This is a genomic window from Haloferula chungangensis, assembly GCF_042664875.1.
Taxonomy (GTDB): domain Bacteria; phylum Verrucomicrobiota; class Verrucomicrobiia; order Verrucomicrobiales; family Akkermansiaceae; genus Haloferula; species Haloferula chungangensis.
This window is the reverse complement of record NZ_JBHTBS010000004.1, coordinates 456,647-473,003: the sequence shown is the minus strand read 5'-3', so window position 1 is coordinate 473,003 and position 16,357 is coordinate 456,647. Positions and strand designations below refer to the sequence as shown.

Genomic DNA, 16,357 nt, shown 5'->3' with positions numbered 1-16,357 from the left:
AAATTATGTGATCTCTCTCGGATGGCGAGTCCGACTTCTCAGACCTTCGCATCCAGCCATTTCCCGCCGAAATGCAGACGGCTGAAAATGAAGGCCTGCGTGACGATATCCAACGACAGAATGATCCAGACCCAGATCAAGGTGATGTCCCCAAAGTGGGAGAATGCCGCCAGCACGATGATCCGGAAAAAGATCATGCTGCCGAAAGCATAACGGATCACCAGCGGCGTGGCACCGGCGCCTCTCATTGAGGTCTTGAGCACGATACACGTCGCAAAAAACGGCTGGCTCAGCGCGCAGACCACCAGCAAGGGCCCCGCGAGCTCGACATGCATCGCACTATCCGGCGCAAGTACGCTCACCAACTGCTTTCCGCCGAACGCAAAGAGGAGCCCCATCGAACCCATCACCACCACCGCCACCTTCCAACAAAGCCGCACCGCCTTCACCGCCGTGTCCCGCGAACCTGCTCCGAGGTACTGCCCGGCCAGCGCCGCAGCCGCCGTGGCGATGGCGAAGCCGGGAAGGAACGACATCGACTCCACCCGCACCGCAAGGATGTGCGCCCCAAGCGCCCCCTCGACCGGCAAACGCGAAATCACCCGGATCCCGTAGGCATGAATGCCCCACATGCCGGCGATCTCCAGCGACTGCGGCGCGCCGACCCGAAGGATTCGAAGCATCGTTTCCCGGCAGAACTTCAGGCCTGCGCGTGTCCAGGCGAGACCGTCTCCGCCTTTTCCCAACATCGCCACTACCACTGCCAGACCGGCGATCCAGCCGAGCACGGTACCCAGAGCGATGCCTTCCACACCGCGACCACCCCAAGGGGCTGGCGCAAAGACCAGCACCCAACTCATCAGCATGTTCACCCCATTCACCACCACCATCCCGACGAAGGGCGTGCGCGTATCGCCCGAGCCACGCAGCGCCGCATTGATCGCAAAAAGCATCCCGCTGAATGGCCCGGAAAAAGCAAACACCCGCAGGTAGCGCAGCGCCTCCGCCGAAGCGGCGTCACTCAAGCCAATCCATCGGATCAGCAGGTGAGCCGCCGCCTGCAGGATAAAGAACGAAATCATTCCCGCTGCCAGACCGAGCCATAGACCTTGTCCGAGCCCGCGACGCGCCAAGGCCTGCTCGCCCGCACCGGTGGCCCGCGAGACCAAGGCCATCACCCCGGTGGCGACGGCCGCCTGCAGGATGTTCAGGAACCACGCGACATAGCCACCCAGCCCCATCGCATCCAGCACCGCAACCCGAGCCTCCCCCTCAGCCATCCGCCCGGCGATGAGTAGGTCGGTCATGCCGACGCAAAAGGCGAGCACCTGCTCCAGCAGCGGCCAGACCGCCAGCACCGCGACCTGGCGCGGCAGCGAGAGTCCCGCAAGCCGCCCCTTGAGCAAAGCCTTCTCTGGCTCGGCGCGCTGGCTCGCTTCGGCTGTGACTCCCGGTTTCGACATACAAGATGCCCTGCCCTAATCGCAGGAGCTCCACATTACAACTGCAAGCAACGCCGGGGCCTCCATGCCCCGACACCAGAGCGGACACTCCGTCCCGCAGACCGACGGAACCGCTGAGACGGCGGATCCAACACTAGGGCTCAATCATCAGGACGGGGTCGAGGCTCAGATCGCTGCTGGATTTGCTCACGTTGTGGCCCTCCAGCGCGATGACATTTTTACCGACCCGGAAAGCGTCGGAGAATTCTGTTAGAGGAAAATAGTCGGCGCCACTTGCCTCGTGATTCGCCACCTTGCCTCCCTTTCCTCTTGTCACGCCTTTCGACAGAAGTTCGCGGCCGTTGACGTGCAGCACAAAGCCATCGTCGTAATTGATAAGCAGGCCGAGCTTCTTGGGATCGCTTCCCTGGGGGATCACGAATTCCCGGCGGATGAAGATCACGCTGTACTGGTTCCTCATGTCTTTGAGAACCGTTTGGTCATCGCCATCGCCGTAGCCGAAGCCCGCCTTCCCGGACTTCCATTCTTCCTCCCGAGCATCAAATCCGAGCTGGGTCCACATTTCGGTCTCAGGGCCATCTCCTCCAGCCAGGTAGTCCCACACCGCGCCTGCCGGAATGATGGGTTTGCTTCCTTCCGGCATCAATTTCCCGATGTTCTTCATGCCGGCTTTGCGGGCTTCTTTTGCCGCCGCAATGGTCTTGGGTGAACCCAGAACCCCCGCGCCTGTGCGCTCCTGGGTCTTCTCCGTCGGTGTCCAGGGATCCGTCATCACCTGATGATTCACCACGCCTTCTTTCACGATCGAAAACCGGTCCCGCTCCTTCCCCTTGAGGTCCAACATGGTTCCCACAAGGGTATCCCCGTCCACATCCAGAATCGTCGAACCATGATCTAACACAATGCTGCGCATGATCGGAGAAATCCCCTTCGCGTTGCGGCCAAGCGCTCCCCCATGACCTGTCACCACCGCCACCGTTCCATTGTGCGGTGTCACGACGCCGCTTTTTCGATAGGGTCCATCGCCATCAGGATCTCCATCCCGATCATCCAGGATGACGCCCTCCGCGCTGGTCGGCGTCGCATAGGCCCCGTCGATCAGCATGGAGCGTTCGTAAATATGGGAATGACCGCAAAGCACCAAATCCACCCCACCCGCTTCAAGGATCGGCATGATGTATTTCCGCATCTCGATCAACTCCACCTCCTTATCGCTGTCGTGCGTGCCCTTGGTGTAGGGCGGGTGATGCCAGAAGCCGATGATCCAGCGTGCCTGGGTCGCCGCCAGATCGCGCACCAGCCACTGCGCCATCTCGCCCTGAGGCGAGCGATCGATGTCGTAGGAATTGAGGCAGATCAGATGAATGTCGCCGTAGTCGAATGAATAAAAGGACTCCTGCCCCGAAGGCACGCCACCCGCTTCTCCCGCCGTCGGGCAGACATAGGCGTCGAAGAACGGCCCGATCCCCGTGCCACCATTTGATGTCTTTCCTTCGTGATTGCCCAGTGAACCCCAGCACACCGTATTGCGAAGCGTCTCTTCGTAGGGCTCGAAGAATTTCTTCTGGAATTGATCGTCGGTCCCTTGGCCATAAGCCATGTCTCCGACATGAAGGTAGAAGTCCAGCGGTCGGCTGCTGTTTTCGGTGTAGGAGAGCATGGCCTTGTTGACCATCCGCTGGTGCAGTTCTCCCGTGCCGGAATCTCCCACCACCCAGATCCGCGCGGGCGTCACGACGCCAATCCGCGGGTGAGTCCTGAAGCGAAACTCCAAGCCGCCTTCCGTCAGCGCATCCGCCCCATCATAAAGCACGTATCGGTAGGTTGTTAGAGGCTTCAGGCCGTCCAGTTTGGCCTCATACTGCACCGATCCCTTCGGGGCGCTGTGCAGGTTGGATTCACCCTCCATACTGCGACGCAGGATCGCGTCACCAGAACACGTCAAAATCCCATCCTTCCCGGCCTCCTGAAACAACACCTTTGGCTGTTTGAGAGCTTGGTCGGTCCGCCACACAATCGTCACGCCCCGCTCATGAGCCAGCTGCAGGTAGGGTCCGCGCGTCACTTCAATCGCATGAGCGGCACTCGATAGCAGCATCAGAAATGTCAAAGCTCGGAAAGTCATCCTCCCCCTTACGCCCCCGCCATTCCCGATCCTATCAACGACACGCCGTCCGACGCGCTGTCGGCTTTATCAACGAAGTCTCAATCAAAGCTTTCAAGAAATAGCCGATTGAATACTAAAACTCATGCGCGCTGCTAAAAAAGCATCCTTCTTCTATGCGACAATCGTCGCCATGGGTGGCCTCCTCTTCGGAATTGATGCCGCGCTGATCTCCGGTGCGATCGACCTGATTGCCGTGGACTTCGGGCTGACGGCCGCACAGAAAGGAACCGCAGTGAGTGCGCCGGCCCTCGGCGTGCTGCTCGCGCTGCCCTTCGCCAGCTTTGTGAGTGACCGCTTCGGACGGAAAAAGGCCATTCTCTCGGTCGCGGTCCTCTACATCATTTCGGCCTTCGCCTCCGCCTTCGCCACGAGTTACACGATGCTCGTCACTGCCCGTTTCCTCGGCGGCCTCGCCTTCACCTCGATCTCGCTGGCCTCGATGTACATCGGTGAAATCGCTCCTTCCAAATGGCGCGGCAAGCTCGTCTCGATGACCCAGATCAATATCGTGGTCGGACTGTCCGCCGCCTATTTCATCAACTACCTCATCCATCACTGGGCGAACTCGGATGCGGAGTGGGTCACGGCCGCGAAGATCGACACCCACACCTGGCAGTGGATGCTCGGTTCCGAAATCCCCTTCGCGATCCTCTGGTTCGTCCTGCTGCTCTTCATCCCTGAAAGCCCGCCATGGCTCGTCTATCGCGGCCGCGTGGAAGACGCGAAACTCCGACTGAAGAAGCTCCAGTCCGAAGAAAGTATCGACGCCCACGTTGCCGAAATTCAGGAAAGCCTCGCCAAATCCTCCAGTGATCACTCGATCCTTTCCCAGATGAAGGAGGTCTTCGGCAAGCGGATGCGGCTGACCATGATCATCGCCATGACGATCGCCATCGCCCAGCAAACGACCGGCATCAACGCGATCCTCTTTTACGCCCAGACCGTCTTCAAGCAGCTCGGAGTTGGTGAAGACGCGGCCTTTTCCCAAGCCATCTGGATCGGGCTCGTCGGGCTCGCCTTCACCGTCCTCGGACTTCTGTTAGTTGATAAACTCGGACGCCGCCCGCTGATCATCTGGGGCATGGTCTGGATCATCGCCAGCCTCGGACTCTGCGCCTTCGCCTTCAAGCAAGCGCGCTACACCCTGCCCGCCGAGACGATCAGCGAGCTCGTGGAAATCGAGGACGCGGAACGACTTCAGCCACTCGTCGGCGTGGAGTTCGCCAACGACATTGCCTTCAAGACGGCCGTCAAGGAAGCCATCGGTGAAGCCGATGCCCTGAGCCAGCTGAACTTCCTCGTCGAGAAATCGATCAAGATGAATGCCATGCTGGTGCTCATCGGCATCCTGAGCTTCGTCGCCGCCTTCCACTTCTCCGTCGGCCCCGTGATGTGGGTGCTGTTTTCCGAAATTTTCCCGGTCTCGGTCCGCGGTGCAGCGATTCCTTTCTTCACCATTGTCACCAGCCTCACCAGCTGGCTCGTCCAGATGTTCTTCCCCTGGCAGCTCGAGCACATGGGCATGACCTCGATTTTCCTCTTCTACGCCGGCACCGTCGCCGCCGGTCTGCTGATCCTCTTCTTCACCCTGCGGGAAACAAAGAACATGAGCATCGAGGAGATTCAGGACGCCCTGGCCAGCAAGTAAGAAGGTCGATGCCTCTCTCGTAGGTTGGCAAGCGCACGCCGCTTTGCCAGCCTCACGATCATGAATACCGCATCCTTGTCCTTCAGCACCCTCCTGCTTCTCGGTTCCGCCACCTTTGCGGAAAGCATCGACTTCTACATCGGCAGCACCGGCAAAGGCAAAGATGGCGGCATCTACCTTTCCTCGCTCGATGAGGACAGCGGCAAGATCAGCCCGCCCAAGCAAATCGTCGAGCTCGCGGGCACCGGCTTCCAGGCCCTGAGTCCCGACGGCAAGTCGCTGCTTTCGACCAGCCAGAAAAAGGGAGCCGGAACCCTCAGCCTGTTCTCCATTGGCGAGGATCGCTCACTCACCCTGACGGGCGAAACCTCCGCCCAAGGCAAGGGTGCCTGCCATGTCAGCTTCGATCACACCGGCAAGGTCGCCATGTTCGCCGACTACGGCGGCGGCTCAGTCGGCAGCACGTCCATTGGCAGCGACGGCTCGCTCGCGCCACTCGTCTCGTTCTTCAAACACGAAGGCAGCAGCGCCAACCCGCAGCGCCAGAAGGAACCCCACGCCCACTCGATTTTCGCCGATCCCGACAACCAGTACGCCTACGCCCCCGATCTCGGCACCGACAAGATCGAGATCTACAAGATCGACACCACCAGTGGAGCTCTCGAAAAAGCCGGTCACGCCGAAGTCCCGCCCGGCTCCGGCCCGCGCCACTTGAAGTTCAGCAAGGACGGAAAACGCATCTACGTCCTCAACGAACTCAACACCAGCGTCTCGGTCTTCAAGCGCCTAACAGACGGCCAGCTGGAACGCGTTCAGGACCTCTCGACCCTGCCCGCGGATTCGAAGCTCGAAGGCATGTCCTGCTCCGAAATCCGCGTCCATCCGAACGGCAAATTCGTCTACACCGCCAACCGCGACACCAGGAACAAGGGCAACGACTCGATTACGGTTTTCGAAGTGGAGGAAGACGGCTCACTGAATCGTCTCTCGTCCGTCCCCGCCACCGTCTCCATCCCGCGGAACATCAATCTTTCCCCCAGCGGCAAGTGGCTCATCACCGGCGGACAGAACTCGAATGACATCGCGATCTTCTCCATCGATGCCGAGACCGGAGCACTGAAAAAGGCAGGAGACAACATCCCCTGCCCTTCTCCGATGTGCTACGTCTTCCTGAAGGAAGATTGAAGCGAGCTTCGCGACTGGAGCCGCGAGCTTTTCCTCACTTCTTGGGAAATGGATGCTCCTTGAGAAGTTCTTCCGGGGTGTAAAACATCTTCCGGTCCTTGGTCGCCGAGCGGATCGCCTTCACTTCTTCCTCACTCACGTCCGACGCATCGTTGCCCCAACTGCTGCGCACGTATGTCAGCACGGCGGCGACTTCCTTGTCATTGAACATGGCGCCCACCGCCGTCATCGGCGGCACGCCTTTCTCAGGATCGTAGACTTTTCCGTTCACTTCGATCTTCCCCCAGATGCCGTGCAGCACGAGCTTGATCAGGCGGTCCTTGTCACCCGTCACCCACTCGCCACTGGAAATCGGTGGATAGATCTCTTTCAGACCATCGCCGCTTTCCTGGTGGCAGGTCACGCAGGAGCCTTCCTTATTGAAGATCGTTCTGCCCAGTTCGTAGGTCTTCGCGAAGGACTTGTCGGATCTTGCACGGCGACGCTTCGATCGAGTCATGAAATTCTCCTCGACCTCGGCCCCCTTGAGTTCTCCGGCCAGCAGGAGATCCAGGCTCGGGATGGTGTTGCGATCGAATCCTCCGTTGTTGAGAAGTTTCTCGACCTCCGGTTTGAGCAACAGCATCGCCGAGTTCAGCGAGTTGTTGATCCACTTTTCTCGAGGTTGGGCCGCCACGGTTAGAAGAACCTCCGCGCCCTTCGCACCCCCCAGCCAACTCGCAGCGGAAAGCGCTTCAATCCGCACCCGTGGATGTTCGTCTGCGGCAGCCAGCAACAGGTATTTCTCCGGCTCGTCGAGCAGGTGAAGACTGTGTCGCACTACCCGTGCAGCAGCACTACGCACCCGATGATCCTTCGCTTTAAAGCAGGCGTCGAGAAGCTCGGTCGACGTCTGATTCTGGCCCCAAGTGGCCCACAAGGCCTCGAGCACCAGCCTTTCGTCCGCAGCATTGTCCTTCGCAAACTTCAGTGCAGCGGGAATCACTTCCTCACTTTTCCGCCCACGGAGTTCGAGATGCGAGCGCTTGCGTGCCTGCAATTCCGGAAGCTTCATATTCTCAAAGAGCACGTCGATCGATGCTCCGTGAATTTCCGGAATTCTGGCGAAAGGGCGCGAGGGATAGGTGATCCTGTAGATTCTTCCATACTCCGAAGAGCGATTCGGATCACGACCCGAATGCTGCATGTGCCCGATCAGCGCGTTGTGCCAGTCGAGGAAATAGAGCGAGCCATCGAAGGCAAACTCAAGGTCCGCCGGGCGGAAATTTCCGTCGCTCGAACTGATCAAATCCTGACGATGCCTGCCCTTGATCTCAGGACCATCCTCCTCGACCTGGAACTGCTTGATCCCGAGGAATCCGATCGTGTTGCCATAGATGTAGTCCCCTTGGACGTCGTCGGGAAAATGGCTCGAGTAGATGAATTCGCTGCCCGACGTCGGCCGTGCATGATGTTCATAGTTGAACTTCTCCACCCTGGGAATTTCGGCTCCATGAGGCATCTTGACGCTGTATCCGCCCACCCAGAGTTGCACGCCGCCCGAGGCATCATTGAGAATATTCTGCCCATACTCATCATGCGCCATGCCCCACGGATTGCTCACATCGGTCTGGACCACTCGCTCCACCTTCCATGAATGCGGATCGAAGCGCCAGGCACCGCCATCCGTCATCCGCTGGGGCCCGTAAGGAGTTTCCACCTGCGAGTGGAGGAAGCGTCCTTCCAGCATGAAAATGCCGCCCCCGTTGTCGACATCGAAGGCCGAGAACGAGTGATGCGAGTCATGCGGATCGAAACCATCGAGCAGGAAATCCTTTTGATCAGCCCGGTCATCACCGTCGGTATCCTGGAGCAGCACGAGATGCGCACCATCGGTCAGATACACCCCTTCAGGTGCAAACGAAAAGCCGATCGGAATGCTCAGCCCATCCGCCCACACCGTCTCCTTGTCGGCACGGCCGTCGCCATCGGTGTCTTCATAAATCAGGATCTTGTCATTCGGCTTTGGATCACCCGGACGGTACTGCGGATAGCTTGGCATCGTCGACACCCACAAGCGACCCTTGTTGTCGAAGCGCATCTGCATTGGGTTGGCGAGATTGGGAAACATCGCTTCCGTCGCGAAGGTCGAAACCTCGTAGCCATCGGGCAATGTGAACTTCTTCATTGCCTCGGCTTCTTCAAGGTAGTCCAGCACCCCGTTCTTCGAACTCGGTGCGTAGTTGGTTTCGACCTTCGATAGCGGACGGGTCAGCGCGTCATCCGGCTTGATGTCCTTCCCCTGTGCCGCAGCCCAGATCTCCTGGTCACGAAGCACCGTCATCTGGCGGACTTTCTCAATCTCCTCGGGATAGTTGAAGTTACCATAAGGCGCCCAGCGTCCTCCGTAGACGTGCACGCCATTGATCACCCGGTAGTCGTTTTTCCAGAACCAGTTCTTGTCCTTGATCGCCTGCTTCAGTGCCTCACTGGGCCGTGGGACCTCCTTCTTTCCGAAGACAGCCTCCATGAGGATCGGCGACAGCTTTGCGTAGCCCTCCTCATTGAGATGCACGCCATTGATCGTGAAGTTGGTCCACTTGCTCGAGGGCTCGAAGAGCTCGACGAAGCCGACATTCTTTTCCTCAGCCACTTCCCTGACAACCTTCGCATAGGCTGCGAGCACCTCGTTGCGTGCGGAGGCATCCGGCAACGAATACTGCGTCAGGTCCTCTGTCGCCGTCGGGGTCGCCAACACCAGCTTCGGGGCCTTTTTGTAGTTGTAGCCCTGCTTCAGCGTGTGGTCGACAAAGCCCGCAAGCTCATTGCGGAAATTTCCCAGACCCTCCATTCCTGCGAAGGACTCATTGAAGCCAAAGAAGGCGATGATCGTGTCCGCGCTGAGGATGGTCAGCCATTCATCCGGATGCGGATAGTGACCGTTGCCGAAATGCTTGTGAATGTCCGGACGGAACTTATTAGCGCCGGGAAACGCCCAGGGATTATCGTTTCCCGCTTCCGGACGGAATCCCGGGGTGTGCCCTGGAAACCCCATGTTGCGGAAGGTGATGTCCCTGCCTGGGAAACTCGCGTGCACAGCCCCTTCGAAATGGTCGAAATGATTCATTCGCTCAGCCAGCGAGTTTCCTAACAGCACCACGGTCTCGCCCTTTTCCGGAGTGAGCGGCAGCTCGACCGGCTCGGCAGCGCCACCGTCCAGCTTCTTCGGCTGATAGTACTTCGGTCGCCGGCCTTTCTCCTGCTGGAGTTTGGTTGGGGTGATGGTGGAAATGATCTTCGGCCCTGGGATATCGGCAAACTTCGGCTCATCGCCATCCCCCTCATCGACCTTGCCGGTCTCACGAGGAACCTTGACCAAAGTCGAGATTGGGTTGCCGGTTGTTGGTGACTTGCCGTATCCGAAGTCCGCTGGCTTCAAGCCGAGCTTCTTGAAGTAGCCCTTCTCGCGCATGAACTGGAAGCGGCTTGGCTCAAATGGATCGACGATGGTGACGTCCGCTTTGACCGGCACTTCCACTCCCGTCAGGTAGAAGGCGGTATTGACGAAGAGTCGCCGCAGACCCTCGTTGTCGAGGTCGCTCGATGCCCCCATCGTGCTGCAAACCGCTTTTCCTTTCCCGCCCTGCGGCGTTTGATACTGGCGGATCCATAGGGATGGCTGAGGTTCCTTGCCCGTGACCTGGTAAGAATCCGGAAGCAGATTCGCGGTTACCACCCCATGCATGAGGATCGTCGCGTTCTCTTCCGTCACGCGTTTGACACCGTAGACATCGCTTTCCACGAAAACATCCTGGACCCCATGGAGGATCGGGTGGCCAAGGTAACCGGCATTGGGTACTCCCCGCGCACCTTCCACGGCATGCTTTCCATAATGGCCCGCCCATCCTTCGCCGAGGATTTCGGGGCCGAAATTGTTCCAGTCGATCCCTCCAAGCTTGCTCTTCGTCTTGAAGGCATGGGTCGAAGTGCGGAATCCAAAGATCGGCTTGCCGGCATTCAAGTAGTCGGCCAAGGGCTGCAGTTGTGCATCGGGGAGATCACGGAAACGCAGCCCGGTAATCACCAGATCGGCGGAATCGATCGCCTTCGTCCCCGGAATGTTGCTTGAGCTGTTAGGATCGATGTTTCCGTCCGCATCCTGCGAAAATAGGACGGTGGTGTCGAAGCCGTGGTGCGTCGAAAGAATCTTCGCCAGCATCGGACAGGCCTCCTCGGAGCGGTATTCCTCGTCGCCTGCCAGCAGGACAATGTGCTTGCCATTGCCCGGCTTGTCCGGAGCTCCTTTGAGCTGAAGTGACTCAGCGTCAACAAGTGAAGTGCTCAGCAAAACGGCGAGCAAAGGAAAAATAGGGCGCTTGATCATGGGTAAGGGTGAGAATTCCTGCAGTTGTGAGCGTCACCTACGCGCCGCATCTCACGCATCTTGCTCCAGCTCAAAAAAAGTTGTCCTACAAATCATCGTCGGGTCCAGCCCGGCGAATCATCTCAGCAGCCGACGGAGCATCATTTCCACGCCCTCACCAGCCTCCCGGGCATTCGCCAGCCATTCCCTGGCGAAGCCGCGGAAACTCATGTCGTCCGATGCCAGACACATCAGCGCTACCAGAATCAAGAGGTTGGCCAGATAGATGATCGTCAGGGATAAGAAGGTGCCGTTTTCCCGCAAGTCCGGCTGGTCACGTGGGATCATCCACAGGGTCCAGAGCAGGTGAAAGGCCCAGAAAAAACCCAGTAATCCGAACAGCGACTTCATCGCCGCGCCGGGCAACTCGATGAAATAGCCGACTGCCGCAAATCCCGCGACCACCAGGGCTGCCCACAGCGGCACGAAATACGGCGCCAGCGCGATCACGATGTTCGACTTGTCCGTGGTCACGTAGCCGCCATCCACGCTCACCCCCCAGTCGCTCACCGTGCCACGGAACATCCAGATGAAAACGATATGCGTGAGCTCATGACCCAGCACGTAGAGGTAGAGGAAAAAGTCACCCAGCAAGCCCGTCGCAAACCACCCGGTCATCAGCAAGCCACCAGTCGCAAAGTACCAGAAAGCGGTCGTTTGCCAGAATTCGTGCCTCAGGGTGACATCGGAAAAAAGACTGAAAAAGGTCCAGCTCGTGACCCCGCAGAAAGGCAACAGCATTAAGCCGAGAAGCCAGCGGCCCATCCGCAAGGCCATGCCCGGTGATTCCTCAATCTCAATGGTCCCCGCGATCGCGGCACGCACCGACTTCAAGGCGCGACGGTTACTCGGACGATTCACCGAGGCACGCGCCCGCGCGTCGGCGAGCTTCAGGACCTCCGAAAACGGCGGTCGGCTGCGACGGCGGTGGTTGCCCGTCTTCGATCCCAGTTTGATCTGTTTCTTCTTCGCCGCCATGCGCGAGAAGAGAAATACTTAGGGATCCTTAAGGAATCAAGGTCGAAGAGCGGGGTGACACTGTCTATTTGACCACCTTGTTTCCGGCTTTTTTCCAAGCCTTGATGCCTCCATCGAGGTCGTAGATGACTTTAAAGCCCAGCTTGTCCATCGCTTCGGTGGCACGTCCGCTCCTTCCACCGCTGTTGCAGTAGATCAGCACCGGCTTCTTCGGATCCAGCGTCTTGAGCACTTTTTCCCCAAAGTTCTTCTCATTGAAATCCACTCGCACGGCCCCATCGAGGTGGCCTTCATCCCACTCTTCCTGAGTACGCACGTCGAGCACCTGCGCCTTATCCGTCACCAGCTTTTCTGCCTCCTCGACCTCGACTTTCTTGGTCTCCGCAAAAACCGCCAAACTCATCGCCAACCAAAGCCAGAGGACCTTCTTCAAAGTTTTCATACGTTCGAAAATACATCGAACCCCGCCGATGGCAATGTTCTCGAGCGCAAAGTACATCCGGGCAGCGGAAGTGGCCGCTGCCGGAGACTTTCATCACGCTACTCGGGGCGCAGTGTGTGGATGACAAAGTCGACGAATAGGCTGCTCGGAAGGTTCCCGACCGGGGTGAGCTTCACCTTTTCATAGTCGGATCCCAGATCGCTTCCGACAGAACCGGGCAGCGCATGGAAATACCTGGTGTAGGGATGCCAGCTCTCGAGATCTTCGGAGAAACGGACCTCGACGCCCAATCCCGCCTCACGATAGCGATGGTAGAAAAAGGAGACATCCTCGGGATCGCTGAAATCGAATCCGTAGGGTCTGCTCTGCTCCACGCCACTGACATCGTTTCCCAGCGCTTGTTCGACAAGGTTGCTTCGTCCGTCCTTGTCGGCATCGCCATCGCCGGATTCAGAGAGGTCCCCGAAGTGGGACAACTCGTAATCGTCCAACAGCAAGTCGTTGTCCTCGTCGACGTCTGCGTGGGAAGCGGTTCGGAAGTTGAGTAGAAGCTGGAAGGCTTCGTTCTGATCAGGTGTGGCGGGATCATCGTCTTTTGAAAAAGCGGATCCGCCATTGAATGGAGCCGCAAAGGCGAGACGCCAGCCGTGATTGGGTGTGTTGCCCGACAACCAATTGGTAACCATGGGGGTGACGTCAAAGCCGGCGTCGCTTCCCGGCGTGCCGGGAGTTCCGCTGAAGAAGCCCGAGGCATCGATGGCCGTTCCGAAGTCGCGATTGTTGCCAATCGTGGTGGCATCCTTGACGGGAGTGCTGCTGAAAAGCGGATAGCTGCCGGGGGTGTCGCTCCATGCCTGATCCACGACGGCGAGCTCGATGTCCTCCCAGTTGACTTCATTGAGACGGTTGAATTGGTGAAGGCGGAGACTGGCGCTCTCCAGCGATCCGGGAACCGTCGACAGATCAAACTTGAAGAACATCCGGGTCCGCCATTGAGGGTTGCTGCCTTCTCGTTCACGGATCGTGAGGGGACTGAGATCAAAATTGTCGGGCTGGTAGGAAGGATCAGTGGCATTGCCGTTGAGACCGGCAAGCACGAGCTCCGAGGGACTCAGTGCGATGGAGATGAGATCGCTTCCGTCACCGGGAACGCTGTCGGCATTAAGCGGGTTGGTGAAGACCTGGAGTTCAAAGTCGTCATTGGCACCGTCGCTATCGGTATCACTGAGAAGAGGATCGGTCCCCCAGCGGAAGACCTCGTCGCCATCAGGAAGAGAGTCCCCATCGGAGTGAGGATTGAGCGGCAGGGTTCCGAAAGTCACCGCTTCCTCGAAATCGCTCAGCCGGTCTCCGTCGGTATCCGGGTCCATGGGACTGGTTCCCAGAGCGAACTCCTCCAGATTGCTCAAGCCGTCGGGCTCCTCATCGACATCCGCATCGTCCGGGTCGTCGCGATCGAGGACCATCGGATAGAGGTTTTCATAGTAGTTCGCCAGGCCATCGCCATCACTATCGAGAGGGGGAACCTTCGAGTCGCCGTCCGTGCCCAGGGTGGTATTACCGCGGATCTCATTGAGCAGGGCATAGAGCTCGGCCTCCTTGTCCAGGGCTGCCTGCGTGGGACTGAGGAGCAGGTTGGATGTCTCCCCCGGATCGGTGAGAAGATTGAAAAGTTGTCGTGGCGTCCCCCGAATGCTGCCGCCGGTGTTGGATTGAAGGATGTTGTCGGTGTCGTAGGTGGCGGTGTACCCACCGCTGCCGGTGCCATCGAGGAGCTTGTATTCACCATTGGAATCCACGATCGCGAACTGCCCGTTGATCGAGTGCTGGACGGTCCCCGGTCGCCGCGCTGCAGGCATGCTTTGGTCCTTCAGAATGGGCAGGAAACTCTCCGCATCCGGGGCCTCGTCGGGCGCGAAATCGTAACGCAGGAAATCGGCCATCGAGGCGAAGAAGTCGCCTTGCCAACAAGCGAAATTGGTGACGCCGGGGCTCACCACTCCGGGCCAGCGGACAAGGAAGGGGACGCGGGTTCCGCCCTCCCAGTTGTCGCGTTTCACCCCGCGGAAGATCCCGTTGCCGTCGTAGCCGTTCGGCACGCTTTCCTCCATCGAGAATCGCTCCGGGCCATTGTCACTGGAAATGAAGACCACGGTGTTTCCCGCCAGACTGTCGTCGGTTTCAGGATCGCCGTCGGGGTCTTCCAGGGCGTCGAGGATCATGCCGGTGTAGTGATCGGTCTGACGCAAGTACCTGCCGTAGTTGAACGCGGCGGAGTCGAGGAACTGATCCTGGATCGACCACGGGCTGTGGGGGGCCGGCATCGGGATGTAGATGTAGAAAGGCTGGCTGTCATCGGCGCGCTCGGCGAGGATCTGCGCCACCTTGGCCGCTTGCACCTGCAGGTAGTCATTGACGATGAAGTCAGGATCGTAGGCACCGTTGCGGAGGGTCTTGGTCGTGTTTCCGGTGGTGGGCGGTCTGCCTTCAGCAAGGGCGGCGTTGGTCGCCGGGACGGCCTGTGAGAAATCGACGCTGCCATTGACCACCATGCCACCCTTGACCAGTGCCTGGTCGTTTTCAATCCACAGGTAGGGTGGCATGTCGAGCGAGGCGGGGGTGCCGAAGTAGTAGCTGAAACCGCAGTGAAAGGGGGTGTCCTCAAGCGGACGTGAGAAATCGATCAGGTTGTTCGCGAGGGCGGTGGTGTTGTTGCCAAGGTCGCCGATGGGATTGCCTTGCGGGTCGAAGAACTGCATGCCGACATGCCATTTGCCGACCATCGAAGTGTGGTAACCCAACGATTGGAACATCTTGGGAAAGGTGAAGCGGTCATCTTCAATCAGGGTCGGAGTGTAACCGCCATTGACGCCGGTCTTCAGCGTGGTCCTCCAGGCATAGCGCCCCGTGACGTGCGCATAGCGGGACGGCGTGCAAACGGCATCGGCGGAATGCCCGGCAGTGAAGCGCAGGGCCTCGGATGCGAAGGAATCCAGATTCGGAGTAAGCGACGGACTGGACTGGTCCGCGCGGTAAATCCCCATGTCGGAATAACCCATGTCATCGTAGTAGATGAAAATGACGTTGGGTTTGGCGGGGTCGAGATTGCGGGCAGCGGCCGGGACCAGCGCGAGGAATCCGCAAGCGATAAGGATGGAGTGTGGGGTTTTCATGGTTTGGCGACTTCTTTCATTCGTTTCATTGCCTTGCGTCCGGGATCCGGGAGTCGCTGATCAATCGGAGTTTGCCTGCGTGACTAGCGCAGTTGAGATTCATCAAGAAACCAAGCCGTTGAGAAAAAAGGCACCCGCCCTGCCATGGCTGGTGGGGCGAGTGCTGTTAGTGAATCCGTTGGCCGGATGCCGTGACATGCCTAGCGGCTGCGGCGCCTTCTCAGCGTTCCCAGCAGGGCAAGGGAGGCCATCGCCAGAGTGGTCGGTTCAGGAACCGCGATCACGTCGAACTCCTTCCAGATCGTATGTTCCTGTTGGGTCGAGCTGGCCAAATTGATGGCCTGAGTGTCCCACATCAGATATTGATAGGACGCGTTGATATCGGTAATGCTGGAACCTCCCCAGCCGTTCGCAGGGTTGTTGTCCAGATCGACACTCGCGATGGCTGTCCAAATTGGATTTGTTGGATCAAAATCCGTCGCTGCTGCGGGATCGGAACTCCCATAGAGGGTGAAATCCTGCTCTGCACGAGTCGGGTTTCCCCAAGAGTAGGAATTCACACTCGATATCAGGATCGAACTGCCGAGGTCGATCTTGTATCGAACATCCACGGTGTTGTTACTTGCGTTGACACCAAATCCGGTCGGGACGATGTCACCATCCGTGAGGGACTCGCCGGTGATGTTGCCTGTCGTGTGGAATCTCGAAATACCCGAGCCGAAACCCAGGCCATTCGCCAGGTCGTCTAGAGCCGGATTGGCTATAGTCGAAAACGTGCCGGCGGCGCTGAATTCAGTCGTGACTGTCGCAGCATGCGCGCTTTCATCCATGACCAGCAACGAAATCGCTAATGCGGGGACGATAGGCAGGATGGATTTTCTTCGATTGATGATCATTTT

Annotated in this window: 9 protein-coding genes; 2 read left to right on the top strand and 7 right to left on the bottom strand. The window is 58.7% G+C overall.

Features of this window, described 5'->3' with window-relative positions:
* Window positions 1-38: 38 nt before the first annotated feature.
* Entirely contained in the window at window positions 39-1,463 is a 1,425-nt protein-coding gene (locus ACFQY0_RS10985) for an MATE family efflux transporter (protein ID WP_379712230.1), read from the bottom strand.
* Between the two features lie 133 nt (window positions 1,464-1,596).
* Window positions 1,597-3,561 (bottom strand): purple acid phosphatase family protein, encoded by a 1,965-nt coding sequence (locus ACFQY0_RS10980; protein ID WP_379712228.1) that lies wholly within the window; start codon window positions 3,559-3,561, stop codon window positions 1,597-1,599.
* Between the two features lie 151 nt (window positions 3,562-3,712).
* Between ACFQY0_RS10980 and ACFQY0_RS10975 the strand changes: the two genes are divergently transcribed.
* Window positions 3,713-5,278, top strand: a complete 1,566-nt coding sequence (locus ACFQY0_RS10975) for an MFS transporter (protein ID WP_379712226.1) — start codon at window positions 3,713-3,715, stop codon at window positions 5,276-5,278.
* Window positions 5,279-5,338: 60 nt separating this feature from the next.
* The gene (locus ACFQY0_RS10970; protein WP_379712224.1) at window positions 5,339-6,463 is read left to right on the top strand and encodes a lactonase family protein; all 1,125 of its coding nucleotides are present in this window, start codon (window positions 5,339-5,341) and stop codon (window positions 6,461-6,463) included.
* A 34-nt stretch (window positions 6,464-6,497) separates the two neighbouring features.
* On the opposite strand, the gene ACFQY0_RS10965 is transcribed toward ACFQY0_RS10970, so the two are convergent.
* From ACFQY0_RS10965 to ACFQY0_RS10945, 5 genes are all read right to left on the bottom strand, one after another.
* Complete coding sequence (locus ACFQY0_RS10965; RefSeq protein WP_379712222.1) at window positions 6,498-10,826, bottom strand: PVC-type heme-binding CxxCH protein; 4,329 nt, start codon at window positions 10,824-10,826, stop codon at window positions 6,498-6,500.
* 117 nt (window positions 10,827-10,943) lie between these two features.
* Window positions 10,944-11,843 (bottom strand): hypothetical protein, encoded by a 900-nt coding sequence (locus ACFQY0_RS10960; RefSeq protein WP_379712220.1) that lies wholly within the window; start codon window positions 11,841-11,843, stop codon window positions 10,944-10,946.
* Between the two features lie 64 nt (window positions 11,844-11,907).
* Window positions 11,908-12,285, bottom strand: a complete 378-nt coding sequence (locus ACFQY0_RS10955; protein ID WP_379712218.1) for a rhodanese-like domain-containing protein — start codon at window positions 12,283-12,285, stop codon at window positions 11,908-11,910.
* 98 nt (window positions 12,286-12,383) lie between these two features.
* The gene (locus ACFQY0_RS10950) at window positions 12,384-15,458 is read right to left on the bottom strand and encodes a sulfatase-like hydrolase/transferase (RefSeq protein ID WP_379712216.1); all 3,075 of its coding nucleotides are present in this window, start codon (window positions 15,456-15,458) and stop codon (window positions 12,384-12,386) included.
* Between the two features lie 200 nt (window positions 15,459-15,658).
* Window positions 15,659-16,354 carry a PEP-CTERM sorting domain-containing protein gene (locus tag ACFQY0_RS10945; protein ID WP_379712214.1) on the bottom strand — a complete coding sequence of 232 codons (696 nt, stop codon included), beginning with the start codon at window positions 16,352-16,354 and terminating at the stop codon, window positions 15,659-15,661.
* Window positions 16,355-16,357: the final 3 nt, after the last annotated feature.

Coding starts and splice junctions, on each gene's coding strand:
- ACFQY0_RS10950 (WP_379712216.1), bottom strand. CDS start 15,458: ATGAAAACCCCACACTCCATCCTTATCGCTTGCGGATTCCTCGCGCTG.
- ACFQY0_RS10980 (WP_379712228.1), bottom strand. CDS start 3,561: ATGCTGCTATCGAGTGCCGCTCATGCGATTGAAGTGACGCGCGGACCC.
- ACFQY0_RS10960 (WP_379712220.1), bottom strand. CDS start 11,843: ATGGCGGCGAAGAAGAAACAGATCAAACTGGGATCGAAGACGGGCAAC.
- ACFQY0_RS10975 (WP_379712226.1), top strand. CDS start 3,713: ATGCGCGCTGCTAAAAAAGCATCCTTCTTCTATGCGACAATCGTCGCC.
- ACFQY0_RS10985 (WP_379712230.1), bottom strand. CDS start 1,463: ATGTCGAAACCGGGAGTCACAGCCGAAGCGAGCCAGCGCGCCGAGCCA.
- ACFQY0_RS10965 (WP_379712222.1), bottom strand. CDS start 10,826: ATGATCAAGCGCCCTATTTTTCCTTTGCTCGCCGTTTTGCTGAGCACT.
- ACFQY0_RS10970 (WP_379712224.1), top strand. CDS start 5,339: ATGAATACCGCATCCTTGTCCTTCAGCACCCTCCTGCTTCTCGGTTCC.
- ACFQY0_RS10955 (WP_379712218.1), bottom strand. CDS start 12,285: ATGAAAACTTTGAAGAAGGTCCTCTGGCTTTGGTTGGCGATGAGTTTG.
- ACFQY0_RS10945 (WP_379712214.1), bottom strand. CDS start 16,354: ATGATCATCAATCGAAGAAAATCCATCCTGCCTATCGTCCCCGCATTA.